The sequence below is a fragment of the Cupriavidus taiwanensis genome, assembly GCF_900250115.1.
Lineage (GTDB): Bacteria > Pseudomonadota > Gammaproteobacteria > Burkholderiales > Burkholderiaceae > Cupriavidus > Cupriavidus taiwanensis_B.
In genome coordinates, this window is the sequence record NZ_LT984803.1 from 1,239,015 (window position 1) to 1,251,786 (window position 12,772).

Annotated in this window: 14 protein-coding genes; 11 read left to right on the forward strand and 3 right to left on the reverse strand. The window is 67.5% G+C overall.

Annotated elements, in window-relative coordinates; translation table 11 throughout:
- Nucleotides 1-299: 299 nt before the first annotated feature.
- The 5 genes from CBM2586_RS06010 (at nucleotide 300) to CBM2586_RS06030 (ending at nucleotide 4,802) form a co-directional block, all read left to right on the forward strand.
- Nucleotides 300-1,085 (forward strand): SDR family oxidoreductase, encoded by a 786-nt coding sequence (locus tag CBM2586_RS06010; RefSeq protein ID WP_018006823.1) that lies wholly within the window; start codon nucleotides 300-302, stop codon nucleotides 1,083-1,085.
- Between the two features lie 265 nt (nucleotides 1,086-1,350).
- Nucleotides 1,351-1,953 (forward strand): TRAP transporter small permease, encoded by a 603-nt coding sequence (locus CBM2586_RS06015; RefSeq protein WP_115687031.1) that lies wholly within the window; start codon nucleotides 1,351-1,353, stop codon nucleotides 1,951-1,953.
- Nucleotides 1,950-3,254, forward strand: coding sequence for a TRAP transporter large permease (locus CBM2586_RS06020; protein WP_172583263.1), 1,305 nt, complete (start codon nucleotides 1,950-1,952; stop codon nucleotides 3,252-3,254). Before CBM2586_RS06015 ends, CBM2586_RS06020 begins: the two co-directional genes overlap by 4 nt.
- Nucleotides 3,255-3,319: 65 nt before the next feature.
- Nucleotides 3,320-4,348: a DctP family TRAP transporter solute-binding subunit gene (locus CBM2586_RS06025; protein ID WP_115687032.1), complete on the forward strand. Its 1,029-nt coding sequence runs from the start codon at nucleotides 3,320-3,322 to the stop codon at nucleotides 4,346-4,348.
- 52 nt (nucleotides 4,349-4,400) lie between these two features.
- Nucleotides 4,401-4,802 (forward strand): acyl-CoA thioesterase, encoded by a 402-nt coding sequence (locus CBM2586_RS06030; protein ID WP_115662429.1) that lies wholly within the window; start codon nucleotides 4,401-4,403, stop codon nucleotides 4,800-4,802.
- A 166-nt stretch (nucleotides 4,803-4,968) separates the two neighbouring features.
- Here CBM2586_RS06030 and CBM2586_RS06035 read toward each other — a convergent pair whose 3' ends face one another.
- Nucleotides 4,969-5,514 (reverse strand): PAS and helix-turn-helix domain-containing protein, encoded by a 546-nt coding sequence (locus CBM2586_RS06035; protein WP_115662428.1) that lies wholly within the window; start codon nucleotides 5,512-5,514, stop codon nucleotides 4,969-4,971.
- A gap of 170 nt (nucleotides 5,515-5,684) precedes the next feature.
- Here CBM2586_RS06035 and CBM2586_RS06040 point away from each other — a divergent pair, with 170 nt between their 5' ends.
- From CBM2586_RS06040 to CBM2586_RS06050, 3 genes are all read left to right on the forward strand, one after another.
- Nucleotides 5,685-6,386, forward strand: a complete 702-nt coding sequence (locus CBM2586_RS06040; RefSeq protein ID WP_115662427.1) for a CoA transferase subunit A — start codon at nucleotides 5,685-5,687, stop codon at nucleotides 6,384-6,386.
- A gap of 12 nt (nucleotides 6,387-6,398) precedes the next feature.
- Nucleotides 6,399-7,037 (forward strand): CoA transferase subunit B, encoded by a 639-nt coding sequence (locus CBM2586_RS06045; RefSeq protein ID WP_018006816.1) that lies wholly within the window; start codon nucleotides 6,399-6,401, stop codon nucleotides 7,035-7,037.
- Between the two features lie 209 nt (nucleotides 7,038-7,246).
- Nucleotides 7,247-7,627 carry a putative zinc-binding protein gene (locus CBM2586_RS06050; protein ID WP_115687033.1) on the forward strand — a complete coding sequence of 127 codons (381 nt, stop codon included), beginning with the start codon at nucleotides 7,247-7,249 and terminating at the stop codon, nucleotides 7,625-7,627.
- 42 nt (nucleotides 7,628-7,669) lie between these two features.
- On the opposite strand, the gene CBM2586_RS06055 is transcribed toward CBM2586_RS06050, so the two are convergent.
- Nucleotides 7,670-8,161: a DUF411 domain-containing protein gene (locus CBM2586_RS06055; RefSeq protein ID WP_115662425.1), complete on the reverse strand. Its 492-nt coding sequence runs from the start codon at nucleotides 8,159-8,161 to the stop codon at nucleotides 7,670-7,672.
- Nucleotides 8,162-8,198: 37 nt separating this feature from the next.
- Nucleotides 8,199-8,975 carry a 3-hydroxybutyrate dehydrogenase gene (locus tag CBM2586_RS06060; RefSeq protein WP_115662424.1) on the reverse strand — a complete coding sequence of 259 codons (777 nt, stop codon included), beginning with the start codon at nucleotides 8,973-8,975 and terminating at the stop codon, nucleotides 8,199-8,201.
- A 205-nt stretch (nucleotides 8,976-9,180) separates the two neighbouring features.
- Between CBM2586_RS06060 and CBM2586_RS06065 the strand changes: the two genes are divergently transcribed.
- The 3 genes from CBM2586_RS06065 (at nucleotide 9,181) to CBM2586_RS06075 (ending at nucleotide 12,752) form a co-directional block, all read left to right on the forward strand.
- The gene (locus CBM2586_RS06065) at nucleotides 9,181-10,062 is read left to right on the forward strand and encodes an alpha/beta fold hydrolase (protein WP_115662423.1); all 882 of its coding nucleotides are present in this window, start codon (nucleotides 9,181-9,183) and stop codon (nucleotides 10,060-10,062) included.
- An 83-nt stretch (nucleotides 10,063-10,145) separates the two neighbouring features.
- Nucleotides 10,146-10,508, forward strand: coding sequence for a RidA family protein (locus CBM2586_RS06070; RefSeq protein WP_115662422.1), 363 nt, complete (start codon nucleotides 10,146-10,148; stop codon nucleotides 10,506-10,508).
- A gap of 15 nt (nucleotides 10,509-10,523) precedes the next feature.
- Complete coding sequence (locus CBM2586_RS06075) at nucleotides 10,524-12,752, forward strand: RelA/SpoT family protein (RefSeq protein ID WP_115662421.1); 2,229 nt, start codon at nucleotides 10,524-10,526, stop codon at nucleotides 12,750-12,752.
- The last annotated feature ends 20 nt before the right edge of the window (nucleotides 12,753-12,772 follow it).

Sequence of the window (12,772 nt, forward strand, 5' to 3'; positions counted from 1 at the left end):
GGTGATCGTTGTGCTGAGAACCCGGCCCGGGCGCGGCGCGTGGGCCACCGGGGGAGCCGCGCGGGCGCGGCGGCGAATCGGCGCCGTGCCGGGATCGGACGGCGCTGGAACGGCGCCCGGACAAGGCCGGATCGCGCGTTTTCCCTCTTTCCCTTTGCGGGCCAAGTTCTTAGAATCTCCGGCATTGTCCGGGACTCGCCACCCACAGGCAAGGATTTTTTTGGAACGGTCGTTCTTTTTTTGATATGCTGCCTTCTGCTCCTGGTCAGGCCGGAGGGGCTCCCGCACAAGAGGTAATCATGGGTTTGTCGATCAATCTGGAAGGCAAGGTGGCGCTGGTGACCGGCGCCTCGAGCGGGCTGGGCTCGCGTTTCGCCACGGTGCTCGCCGCCGCCGGCGCCAAGGTGGTGCTGGCCTCGCGCCGCACCGAGCGGCTCAAGGAGCTGCGCGCCGCGATCGAGGCCGAGGGCGGCAGCGCGCACGTGGTGCGCCTCGACGTGACCGACCCCGACAGTATCCGCGCCGCGGTGGCGCACGCCGAGACCGAAGCCGGTGCCATCGATATCCTGGTCAACAATTCGGGCGTGTCGACCACGCAGAAGCTGACCGAGGTGGCCCCCGAAGACTTCGACTTCGTCTTCGACACCAATACCCGCGGGGCGTTTTTCGTCGCGCAGGAAGTGGCCAAGCGCATGATCGCGCGCGCCAAGGGCGCCGAGCGCAACGGCAGCCCGCTGCCGCAGGCGCGCATCGTCAATATCGCCTCGGTGGCCGGGCTGAAGGTGCTGTCGCAGATCGGCGTCTATTGCATGAGCAAGGCGGCGGTGGTGCACATGACCAAGGCCATGGCGCTGGAATGGGCGCGCCATGGCATCAATTCCAACGCCATCTGCCCCGGCTATATCGACACCGATATCAACCACCACCACTGGGATTCCGACGCCGGGCAGAAGCTGATCCAGATGCTGCCGCGCAAGCGCCTGGGCAAGCCGGAAGATCTCGACGGCCTGTTGCTGCTGCTGGCCTCGGACCAGTCGCAGTTCATCAACGGCGCCGTTATCACTGCCGACGACGGCATGGTCTGAGCGCCGCGCGCTGACACCGGGGCGCAAGTCCCCCGCATCCCGCCCATGCGCCAAAAGCGCCGCGGGATGCCCGGGCGCCTGCCCAGGGCTTATCCGGTCCTCTTGGGCGCGCCGTCGTCAGCACGCGTCATTCTTCAGAAATTTCGCGCGTGGCAGGCCAGTCTTGGCATAATCCGCCATGTCTGCAGATTAAGTCTTTACATACAAAGCGAGAATGCCGCGGTGGCCGCATGGCCCGAGCGGCCCTGGACCGGAGGCCGGGGAGATGGAGCAACAACCAGAGGCACGGCGCAACGCCGTGCCGCAACACGTCGTCGATTCCGCGGTGATCCCGCGGGCCGCCGACGAAGCGCAGGACGCTGAATTCCGGGTATCGCCCCGCATCGAGGACTGGATTGGCGTGATCGTGATGGTGCTGCTGGTCGGCATCACCTTCGCCAACGTGGTGGTCCGCTATTTCACCGACGAGTCGTTCGCCTGGACCGAGGAATTCTCGGTGTTCCTGATGATCGTGCTGGCCCTGGTGGCCGGCAGCGCCGCGGTGGCGCGCGACCGCAATATCCGCATCGAGTTCTTCTTCGAGCGCGGCAGCGTGGCGCGCCAGCGCCGGCTGGCGATCCTGTCGGCGCTGGCGGTGGCGGTGATGTTTATCGCTCTGGCGGTGCTCGGCGCACGCATCACCTGGGACGAATACACTTTCGGCGAGACCTCGCCCGGCATCGGCGTGCCGAGCTGGTGGTACTCGATCTGGCTGCCGGTGCTGTCGGCCGGCATTGCGCTGCGCGCGCTGGCCCTGATGGTGCGCAACGCGCGCGCGCTCAAGGCGCTGCATGCGGCGGGCCAGTCGGCGACGGAGCGTGCGCCATGACGCTGGTTGCCATCATCCTGTTCGTGGTCTTTATCGGCCTGATGCTGCTGGGCGTGCCGATCGGCGTGTCGCTGGGCCTGGGTGGCCTGGTCGCGATCGGCCTGTCGAATCTCGATACGCAGATGTTCGGCCTGCTGGCGGTGCCGCAGAACTTCTACGCGGGCCTGGCCAAGTATCCGCTTCTGGCAATCCCGATGTTCGTGCTGGTGGGCTCGATCTTCGACCGCTCCGGCGTGGCGCAGCGGCTGGTCACCTTTGCCATCGCGGTGGTCGGGCGCGGCCCGGGCATGCTGCCGCTGGTGGCGATCCTGGTGGCGATGTTCCTCGGCGGCATTTCGGGCTCGGGCCCGGCCAACGCGGCCGCGGTCGGCGGCGTGATGATCGCGGCGATGTCGCGCGCGGGCTATCCCGGCTCATACAGCGCGGCGGTGGTCGGCGCGGCCGCGGCCACCGACATCCTGATCCCGCCGTCGGTGGCGTTCATCATCTACAGCGTGCTGGTGCCGGGCGCATCGGTGCCGGCGCTGTTCGCGGCCGGCATGATCCCGGGCGTGCTCGCGGGCATCGCGCTGATCGTGCCGGCGGTGTGGCTGGCGCGCAAGCACAACATGGGCGCCGCCGAGGCCGCGCTGCCGCGTCCGCCGTTCTGGAAGAGCCTGCGCGAAGCCGCGTGGGGCCTGGTGGCGCCGTTCCTGATCCTGGGCGGCATGCGCGCCGGCTGGTTCACGCCGACCGAGGCCGCCGTGGTGGCGGTGGTCTATGGCCTGTTCGTCGGCATGGTGGTGTACCGCAGCATCGGCCTGCGCGACCTGTTCACCATCTTCCAGGAGGCGGGCGAAACCTCTGCCGTGATCCTGCTGGTGGTGGCGCTGGCGGGCATCTTTGCCTATGCCCTGTCGACGCTGGGCGTGATCGATCCGCTGGCGCAGGCGATCGCCACCTCCGGACTGGGCGAGTACGGCGTGCTCGCGCTGATCGTGCTGCTGCTGATGACGGTGGGCATGTTCCTCGACGGCATCTCGATCTTCCTGATCTTCGTGCCGCTGCTGCTGCCGATCGCCAATGCCTTCCACTGGAACCCGGTGTGGTTCGGCGTGGTGCTGACGCTGAAGGTGGCGCTGGGCCAGTTCACGCCGCCGCTGGCCGTGAACCTGATGGTGTCGTGCCGGATCGCGCGCGTGCGCATGGAAGAAACCGTGCCGTGGGTGATCTGGATGCTGCTGGCGATGTTTATCGCCATGCTGATGGTGCTGGCCTATCCGCCGCTGGCGACCTGGCTGCCGGACTACCTCGGCTATTGACCGCTGTCGATGCCGTCTTTGCATTCACCAACAAGAACCTGACGCTTTTCCCCTGAGGAGATGAAATGAAACGTCGTGCCCTGATGCTCGCCACGGCCGCCGCCCTGGCCGCTTCCGCCTTCGCCCCCGCCGGCGCCATGGCCCAGACCTACAAGTCCGAGTACAAGATGTCGCTGGTGCTCGGCCCGGCCTTCCCCTGGGGCAAGGGCGGCGAGATCTGGGCCGACCTGGTCAAGCAGCGCACCAACGGCCGCATCAACATCAAGCTGTACCCCGGCACTTCGCTGGTGGCCGGCGACCAGACCCGCGAATTCTCGGCGATCCGCCAGGGCGTGATCGACATGGCGGTGGGATCGACCATCAACTGGTCGCCGCAGGTCAAGGAACTGAACCTGTTCTCGCTGCCGTTCCTGATGCCCGACTACAAGGCGCTCGACGCGCTGACGCAGGGCGAGGTCGGCAAGTCGATCTTCGCCACGCTGGAGAAGGCCGGCGTGGTGCCGCTGGCCTGGGGCGAGAACGGCTTCCGCGAGGTCTCGAACTCCAAGCGCGAGATCCGCAAGCCGGAAGACCTCAAGGGCATGAAGCTGCGCGTGGTGGGTTCGCCGCTGTATATCGAGACCTTCAACGCGCTGGGCGCCAACCCGACCCAGATGAGCTGGGCCGACGCGCAGCCGGCGATGGCCTCGGGCGCGGTCGACGGGCAGGAGAACCCGCAGTCGGTGTTCGCCGCCGCCAAGCTGTACACGGTCGGCCAGAAGTACGTCACCACCTGGGGCTACGTCGCCGATCCGCTGATCTTCGTGGTCAACAAGCAGATCTGGGAAAGCTGGACCCCGGCCGACCGCGACATCGTCAGGCAGGCCGCGATCGATGCCGGCAAGCAGGAAATCGCGCTGGCCCGCAAGGGCCTGGCCGAGGCCGGCGCGCCCGCGTGGAAGGATATGGAGGCCCACGGCGTCAAGGTCACGCACCTGACCCCGGCCGAGCATGACGCCTTCCGCAAGGCCACCGCCAAGGTCTACGACAAGTGGAAGAAGCAGATCGGCGCCGACCTTGTCACCAAGGCCGAAGGCGCGATCGCCAAGCGCTAAGTCATGAAGCAGGCCCGCCAGCATTGGCGGGCCTGTTGCATTGGAGGCTGAGATGAAGCACGTCTATACCGTGGTCATGCCGATCCGCTGGGGCGACATGGACGCCATGGGCCATGTCAACAACACCGTCTATTTCCAGTACCTGGAGCAGGCGCGCATCGAATGGTTCGCGTCGCTGGGTCGCGGCGGCAAGGATGCGAACGGGCAGGGGCCGGTCATCATCAACGCGCACATGACCTTCCTGAAACAGCTGCGCTATCCGGGCCAGATCGAATGCCGCGTTTATGCGGGGCAATTGGGGCGCACCAGTTTCGAGACGCGCATGGAAATCCGGCGCACCGATCTGCCTGATGTGGTGTGGGCCGAGGGTGGGGCCAAGGTGGTGTGGTGCGATTATGCGGCGGAGAAATCGGTGCCGGTGCCGGCGGAGATCCGGGCGATCATCGAAGGCTGACGAGTTGCAGTGGGCTTTCTCCTCTCTCCCATTTATGGGAGAGGGGCGGGGGAGAGGGCCAGGGCTTATGACGAAGTGACCGCCTTCGGCATTGCGCCCGCCGGCCCTCTCCCCCGGCCCTCTCCCGCAAGCGGGAGCGAGGAGCAAACCGATGGGTTTTGCAGCGTCAGTGGCTCACCAGCCGCTGCACCAGATCCACCGATGTACTCGCCCCATACTTCTTCATCAGCCGCGCGCGATAAATATCCACCGTACGCGGGCTGATCGCCAGCAGCTTGCCGATCTGCTTGCTGGTCTTGCCTTCCACCAGTTGAGCCGCGATCTCGCGCTCGCGCGCGGTCAGTTCGGCCGTCACCTGCCGCTTCTGCGAGAGGTCCTCGAAGGTCCAGATCCCCGCGCCCAGCGGCTGCGCCCGGTCCAGCGCGCGGCCGGTGACGTGGCACCAGAACAGCTCGCCGCCGGCGCGCTTCATGATGCGCTCGTCCGAATACATGCCGCGCTTGCCCATGATCGGCGCGATGCGCGCGCCGGTGCGCTCGAATTCGTCGGCGGTGGGATAGAGCACCTGGAACGACTGGCCCAGCAGCGCCTCGCGCGTGGTGCCGAAGATGCGGCAGACCTCTTCGTTGCAATCCTCGATCACGCGCTCGCGTGACAGCACCAGGCCCACGGGGGCGAGCTGGAAGGCGGTCCGGTAGTCGATGGCGGGCATCTGCTTATGTATTTTTACGTAATGGCGCAGCCGGCTGTGCTTGCGTATGCTGTCGGTCGGACGAGTTGCGGCGCCCGTCGCCGATTGTACCGTTACAATTTCCCTGCGTCGCCCGCCGCACTACCCGCCGGCGGGGAGATCGACAGGGACTACCGAGGAAGGAGCGAAGCATGAACAAGGTCTACGCCAGCGCCGCAGAAGCGCTTGCAGGCGTCGTCCGCGACGGCCAGACGATCGCCGTGGGCGGTTTCGGCCTGTGCGGCATCCCCGAGGCACTGATCGTCGCGCTGCGCGACAGCGGCGCCAAGCAGCTGACCTGCATCTCCAACAACGCCGGCGTCGACGGCTTCGGCCTGGGCCTGCTGCTGGCCACGCGCCAGATCCGCAAGATGATCTCGTCCTACGTGGGCGAGAACAAGGAGTTCGAGCGCCAGTACCTGGCCGGCGAACTGGAGCTGGAATTCACGCCGCAGGGCACGCTGGCGGAAAAGCTGCGCGCCGGCGGCTCCGGCATCCCGGCCTTCTTCACCAAGACCGGGGTCGGCACCATCGTCGCCGAAGGCAAGGAAATCCGCGAATTCGACGGCGAACAGTACGTGATGGAGCGTTCGCTGACCGCCGACGTGGCACTGGTCAAGGCCTGGAAGGCCGACAAGGCCGGCAACCTGGTGTTCCGCCGCACCGCGCGCAACTTCAACCCGATGTGCGCGATGGCGGGCAAGGTCACCGTGGCCGAGGTCGAGCAGATCGTCGAGACCGGCGAACTCGACCCCGACGAGATCCACCTGGCCGGCATCTTCGTGCAGCGCCTGGTGCTCAACGCCAACCCCGAGAAACGCATCGAGCAGCGCACCGTGCGCGCGGCCAGCTAAGGAGACCCCATCATGGCATGGACACGTGACGAAATGGCCGCGCGCGCCGCGGCCGAGCTGCAGGACGGTTTCTACGTCAACCTGGGCATCGGGCTGCCGACGCTGGTGGCCAACTGGGTGCCGGAAGGCATGGAAGTCTGGCTGCAATCCGAGAACGGCCTGCTCGGCATCGGCCCGTTCCCGACCGAGGCCGAGGTCGACGCCGACATGATCAACGCCGGCAAGCAGACCGTGACCACGCTGCCGGGCTCGTCGATCTTCTCGTCGGCCGACTCGTTCGCGATGATCCGCGGCGGCCACATCAACCTGGCCATCCTGGGCGCGATGCAGGTCAGCGAGAAGGGCGACCTGGCCAACTGGATGATCCCCGGCAAGATGGTCAAGGGCATGGGCGGCGCGATGGACCTGGTCGCCGGCGTCGGCCGCGTGGTGGTACTGATGGAACACACCGCCAAGAAGAAGGACGGCACCGAGGACCTCAAGATCCTGAAGCAGTGCAACCTGCCGCTGACCGGCGTGGGGGTGGTCAACCGCATCATCACCGATCTTGGCGTGATCGACGTGACCGCCGACGGCCTCAAGCTGGTGGAGACCGCGCCGGGCGTCAGCCGCGAGGAAATCCAGGCGAAGACCGGGGCGCCGCTGCTGTAAGCCAGCCTTCGGCTGCCATGGCCTGACGAGCCCTGTCGCGCATTGCGCTACAGGGCTTGTTTCATTGGGGCTTGGGCAACCGCCTACGTCGATCGGCTGGGCCGGTAGCTAGCTCTATCGGCGAATGGCCTGGGCTCGCACCAGTCACTATGCTGGCCGCTTCCGGGCAGGGTGTTCCTGCCCATGCAAAGCTCAATGCAAGGTGCGCGATGCCCGCTCCCCCCACCCGATCCCTGCCCCTGGTCTACGCCTGTTCAGGCTGCTCCAGCGTGGCGCAACTGGCCAATGCCTGCGCGGTGCGGCTGGACCGCAGCGGCCGCGCGGAGATGTCGTGCATCAGCGGCGTCGGCGGCGGCGTGCCGGCGCTGACGCGGGTGGCGCGATCGGGCCGGCTGATCCTGGCGCTGGACGGGTGCTCGCTGGCGTGCGTGCAGGCGTGCCTGGCCAACGCGGGCGTGGTGCCGGACCAGCACCTGGTGCTGAACCGGCTGGGCGCGGTCAAGCGCCAGCATGGCGCATGCACCGAGGGCGAGACCGAGGCGGTGTGGCGGGAGGTCGAGGCGGCGCTGGAGCGCCTCGGACAGGGATAGGGCCGTGCCGGATGCGCCGCGGCGCATCCGGCGGGCGGCAGGTCAGGCCGCCGGCTTGTGGTGGCGGCTGAACACCGAGGCCGCGCCGTCGGCCTTGACCAGCAGCACGTCGAACGGATCCTTGCGCGAGCCCTGTTCCATGCCCGGCGAGCCGACCGGCATGCCGGGCACCGCCAGCCCGACGGCCTTGGGCCCGGCCGCCAGCAGCTTGCGGATATCGGCGGCGGGCACATGGCCCTCGATCGCATAGCCGGCGATATGGCCGGTATGGCAGGAGCCGAAGCGCTCGGGCATGCCGAAGCGCTTGCGGTATGCGCCGGTATCCTCGACGTCATGCACCATGACGGTAAAGCCGTTGGCGCGCAGGTGCTTGACCCATTCCTCGCAGCAGCCGCACAGCGGACTCTTGTAGACGTCGATGGCCAGCGGCTTCGCCTGCGCGAAGGCATCGGCCGCGGGGCCCAGCACGCCCACGGCGAGCGTGCCGAGCGCGAGCGCGCCCAGGGTCCCGAGGAAACGTCGTCGTTGCATCATTGCTTGTTGCTCCTTTGTGGCGCCCTGATGGGGCACCTTACTGCGCCACCCAGCCGCCATCCATGTTCCAGATCGCGCCGCGCACCTGGCGGGCGGCTTCGGACGACAGGAACACGGCCAGCGCGCCCAGTTCATCGGGGGTGACGAACTGGCCCGAGGGCTGCTTCTCCAGCACCAGCTCGCGCTTGGCCTGCTCGACCGGGATGCCTTCCTTCTGCGCGCGGGCTTCGACCTGCTTCTGCACCAGCGGCGTCAGCACCCAGCCCGGGCAGATCGCGTTGGCGGTGACGCCGGTCTGCGCGGTTTCCAGGGCGGTCACCTTGGTGAAGCCGACGATGCCGTGCTTGGCGGCGACATAGGCGGACTTCTGCGCCGACGCCACCAGCCCGTGGGTGGAGGCGACGTTGATGATGCGGCCCCAGTTCTTCTGCTTCATGCCGGGCAGCGCCAGCCGCGTGGTGTGGAAGGCCGAGGTCAGGTTGATGGCGATGATCGCGTCCCAGCGCTCGGGCGGGAAGTCCTCGATGGTCGCGACGTGCTGGATGCCGGCGTTGTTGACCAGGATGTCGGCGCCGCCGAAGTCCGCCTGCGCATAGCGCATCATGTCTTCGATCTCGGCCGCCTGGCTCATGTCGGCGCCGTGATAGCCGACGCGGATCCCCTGGCCGGCCTGCACGATCTCGTCCTTTGCGGCGTCGGCGTCACCAAAGCCGTTGACGATGATGTGGGCGCCCTGCGCCGCCAGCGCCTTTGCGATACCGAGCCCGATGCCGCTGGTCGAGCCAGTCACCAGTGCGGTCTTGCCGTTGAGCATGTAAGCCTCCGTCGAGAGAAAGGGGATACCACGGCAGGACAGCCGCCGGATAGGCGGCGCGCGCCGTGGCGGTGCGCGCCCGCGCGCGCGGGCGCGGACACTGTGCTGTGGCATTGTACCCGCTGCGGCGTACAATCCAGCTTTGCTCAACTTCCGGCGGCGGCGCCTCATGGTGCTGTGCGGTCCGGTTTGCCAGGGAGTCCAGATGTCTGCCAGTCCGCGTCTCGGTTTCGTCCAGTGCATCAGTCCGGCGGGCCTGCACCGCATGGCCTACCACGAGTGGGGCGATCCCGCCAATCCGCGCGTGCTGGTGTGCGCGCACGGCCTGACGCGCACCGGGCGCGACTTCGACGCCGTGGCGCGCGCGCTGTGCGGCGACTACCGCGTGGTGTGCCCGGACGTGGTCGGCCGCGGCCGCTCCGAATGGCTGGCCGATGCCAACGGCTACGTGGTGCCGCAGTATGTCGCCGACATGGTCACGCTGATCGCGCGGCTCAATGTCGAGAAGGTGGACTGGTTCGGCACCTCGATGGGCGGCCTGATCGGCATGGGCCTGGCCGGGCTGCCCAAGTCGCCGGTGCGCAAGCTGCTGCTCAATGACGTCGGCCCCCGCATCGCCCCGTCGGCGGTCGAGCGTATCGGCGCCTATCTTGGCCTGCCGGTGCGCTTCAAGACCTTCGAGGAAGGGCTGGCGTACCTGCAGACCATCAGCGCCTCGTTCGGGCGCCACAGCGCCGAGCAGTGGCGCGAGCTCAACGCTGCCGTCCTGAAACCGATGCAGGGCGCCGACGGCCTGGAATGGGGCTTGCATTACGATCCGCAGCTGGCGGTGCCGTTCCGCAAGTCCACGCCCGAGGCCATCGCCGCCGGCGAAGCCGCGCTGTGGCGCAGCTTCGAAGCCATCGAGGCGCCGGTGCTGGTGGTGCGCGGCGCGCAGTCCGACCTGCTGCTGCGCGAGACCGTGGCCGAGATGGTGGCGCGAGGCCAGCATGTGAGCTCGGTGGAAGTGCCCGACGTGGGCCACGCCCCGACCTTTGTCGACCCGGCGCAGATCGCGATCGTGCGCCAGTTCTTTACCGGCGCCTGATCGCGCCCGCTGCCGGCCTGGATTGACGGCCGGGTTGCCGGCGTGTTCGTGATCCGGCTGTTTTTATTGAGTTACGCATTGCCATGAGTCTTCCTGAACTGAAGCGCGCCCACGTGGGCCAGCGCTTGTCCGAATACGCGGTCTACAACGGTGTGGTGTACCTGGCCGGGCAGGTGCCCGAGGTCGATCCCAAGGCCGATATCCGCGGCCAGACGCGCGAGGTGCTGGGCCATATCGACCGCCTGCTGGCCGAGGCCGGCAGCGACAAGACCCGCATCCTGTCGTGCCAGATCTTCCTGACCAACATCGATCTGATCGGCGAGATGAACGAGGTCTGGGACGCCTGGGTGCCGCAAGGCAACACGCCGCCGCGCGCCACCGTCGAAGCCCGCCTGGCCAATCCCGATTACCTGATCGAAGTGGTGGTGACCGCTGCGCTCAACTGATGCAGGCGCTGTGACATGGTGACGTCGACCGACCTGGCTGGCCGGGTCGCGGGTATTCCGGATACCGAGCTGGTCGAGCGCGCGCTGGCGTACGTGCGTGAGCACGGCGCCGGCGTTGCGTTGCCCACCGGCGAGACCGTGCAGTCGCACGCGGAGGGGATGCTGCGCATCCTCGACGGCCTGCGCGTGGACGATTCCGCGCGCGCGGCCGCGTGCCTGTTCGGCCTGGCGGCATTCGTGCCCGACACCGAGGCCGAGATCGAGCCGCGCTTCGGCGAGGAAGTGGCGCGGCTGGTCAATGGCGTGCGGCAGCTGCTGCGCATCGGCGCTATCGCCGGCAATCGCCCCGAGGCGGAGTCGGCCGCGCCGTCGAAGAACGAAGCCCAGGCGCGCCACGAGCAGGTCGAGGCGCTGCGCAAGATGCTGCTGGCGTTTGCCCAGGACATCCGCGTGGTGCTGGTGCGGCTGGCGTCGCGGCTGCAGACGCTGCGCTGGCTGGCCGAGACCAAGCAGGCGCCGCTGCCCGGCGTGGCGCGCGAAACGCTGGACATCTATGCGCCGCTGGCCAACCGCCTCGGTATCTGGCAGATGAAGTGGGAGCTGGAGGACCTGGCCTTCCGCTTCGAACAGCCCGATACCTACAAGCGCATCGCCCGGCTGCTGGATGAGAAGCGCATCGAGCGCGAAGGCTATATTGCCGGCGCGATCGCGCGACTGCAGTCCGAGCTGGCCACCGCGGGCATACGCGCCGAGGTGAGCGGGCGGCCCAAGCATATCTACAGCATCTGGAAAAAGATGCGCGGCAAGGAGCTGGATTTTGCCGACCTGTACGATGTGCGCGCGTTCCGCGTGATCGTCGACGATATCAAGGACTGCTATACGGTGCTGGGTATCGTCCACCATATCTGGCAGCCGATTCCGCGCGAGTTCGACGACTACATCTCGCGGCCCAAGGCCAACGGCTACAAGTCGCTGCACACGGTGGTGATCGGCGACGACGGCCGCGCCTTCGAGGTGCAGATCCGCACCCACGAGATGCACCACTTCGCCGAATACGGCGTGGCCGCGCACTGGCGCTACAAGGAGGCGGGCAGCCGCGGCTATGCCGGGCAGTTTTCCGCCAGCGAACGCTACGACGAGAAGATCGCCTGGCTGCGCCAGCTGCTGGCGTGGAAGGACGACGCCGACCACAGCGTGGCGCACGACGAATCGTGGGAGCAGATCAAGCACGCCGCGATCGACGACCACATTTACGTGCTGACGCCGCAGGCGCGCGTGGTGGCGCTGCCGCAGGGCGCGACCGCGGTGGATTTTGCCTACTACCTGCACAGCGACCTCGGCCACCGCTGCCGCGGCGCGCGCGTGGACGGCACCATGGTGCCGCTGAACACGCCGCTCAAGAACGGCCAGACCGTGGAGATCATCGCGGTCAAGCAGGGCGGGCCGTCGCGCGACTGGCTCAATGCGGACCTGGGCTACCTGGCCAGCAGCCGCGCGCGTGCCAAGGTGCGCGCGTGGTTCAATGCGCTGGATTCGCAGGAAACCATCGCGCAGGGCCGCACGCTGATCGACAAGACCCTGCAGCGCGAAGGCAAGACCGCGGTCAAGCTGGAGGACCTGGCCGCGCGGCTGGGCTTCAAGACCCCCGACGAACTGTTCGCCGCGGTGGCCAAGGATGAGTTCAGCCTGCGCCACGTCGAGCACGCGCTGCGCCACCCGGAGGGCGAAGTCCAGGCGCCGCTGAGCGAGGAGGATGCCGTCACCAAGAAGAGTCGCGCCACCAGCGTGGCGCGCGGCGCCAAGAGCGGTGTGCTGGTGGTGGGCGTCGATTCGCTGATGACGCAGATGTCGCGCTGCTGCAAGCCGGCGCCGCCGGACGAGATCGTTGGCTTCGTCACGCGCGGACGCGGCGTGTCGATCCATCGCCGCAACTGCCATACCTTCCAGCAGCTGTCGGCGCGCGCGCCCGAGCGCGTGATCCAGACCGAGTGGGGTCAGAAGAGCCACGCCGCGGTCTATCCGGTCGACATCCAGGTCGAGGCGATCGACCGGCAGGGCCTGCTGCGCGACATCTCCGAAGTGCTGTCGCGCGAGAAGATCAACGTCACCGGGGTCAAGACGCTGTCGAGCAAGGGCGTGGCGCGCATGCAGTTTACCGCCGAGGTCTCCGAGGCGACGCAGCTGCAGCGGGCACTGCTGATGATCGAAGAGGTGCAGGGGGTGTTGCAGGCGAAAAGAAAGTGATGCTATACTTGCGGCTTCGC

What these genes read in the sequence shown, in the direction of transcription:
- CBM2586_RS06010 (WP_018006823.1), top strand. Translation starts at nt 300, where the DNA reads ATGGGTTTGTCGATCAATCTGGAAGGCAAGGTGGCGCTGGTGACCGGC.
- CBM2586_RS06015 (WP_115687031.1), top strand. Translation starts at nt 1,351, where the DNA reads ATGGAGCAACAACCAGAGGCACGGCGCAACGCCGTGCCGCAACACGTC.
- CBM2586_RS06020 (WP_172583263.1), top strand. Translation starts at nt 1,950, where the DNA reads ATGACGCTGGTTGCCATCATCCTGTTCGTGGTCTTTATCGGCCTGATG.
- CBM2586_RS06025 (WP_115687032.1), top strand. Translation starts at nt 3,320, where the DNA reads ATGAAACGTCGTGCCCTGATGCTCGCCACGGCCGCCGCCCTGGCCGCT.
- CBM2586_RS06030 (WP_115662429.1), top strand. Translation starts at nt 4,401, where the DNA reads ATGAAGCACGTCTATACCGTGGTCATGCCGATCCGCTGGGGCGACATG.
- CBM2586_RS06035 (WP_115662428.1), bottom strand. Translation starts at nt 5,514, where the DNA reads ATGCCCGCCATCGACTACCGGACCGCCTTCCAGCTCGCCCCCGTGGGC.
- CBM2586_RS06040 (WP_115662427.1), top strand. Translation starts at nt 5,685, where the DNA reads ATGAACAAGGTCTACGCCAGCGCCGCAGAAGCGCTTGCAGGCGTCGTC.
- CBM2586_RS06045 (WP_018006816.1), top strand. Translation starts at nt 6,399, where the DNA reads ATGGCATGGACACGTGACGAAATGGCCGCGCGCGCCGCGGCCGAGCTG.
- CBM2586_RS06050 (WP_115687033.1), top strand. Translation starts at nt 7,247, where the DNA reads ATGCCCGCTCCCCCCACCCGATCCCTGCCCCTGGTCTACGCCTGTTCA.
- CBM2586_RS06055 (WP_115662425.1), bottom strand. Translation starts at nt 8,161, where the DNA reads ATGATGCAACGACGACGTTTCCTCGGGACCCTGGGCGCGCTCGCGCTC.
- CBM2586_RS06060 (WP_115662424.1), bottom strand. Translation starts at nt 8,975, where the DNA reads ATGCTCAACGGCAAGACCGCACTGGTGACTGGCTCGACCAGCGGCATC.
- CBM2586_RS06065 (WP_115662423.1), top strand. Translation starts at nt 9,181, where the DNA reads ATGTCTGCCAGTCCGCGTCTCGGTTTCGTCCAGTGCATCAGTCCGGCG.
- CBM2586_RS06070 (WP_115662422.1), top strand. Translation starts at nt 10,146, where the DNA reads ATGAGTCTTCCTGAACTGAAGCGCGCCCACGTGGGCCAGCGCTTGTCC.
- CBM2586_RS06075 (WP_115662421.1), top strand. Translation starts at nt 10,524, where the DNA reads ATGGTGACGTCGACCGACCTGGCTGGCCGGGTCGCGGGTATTCCGGAT.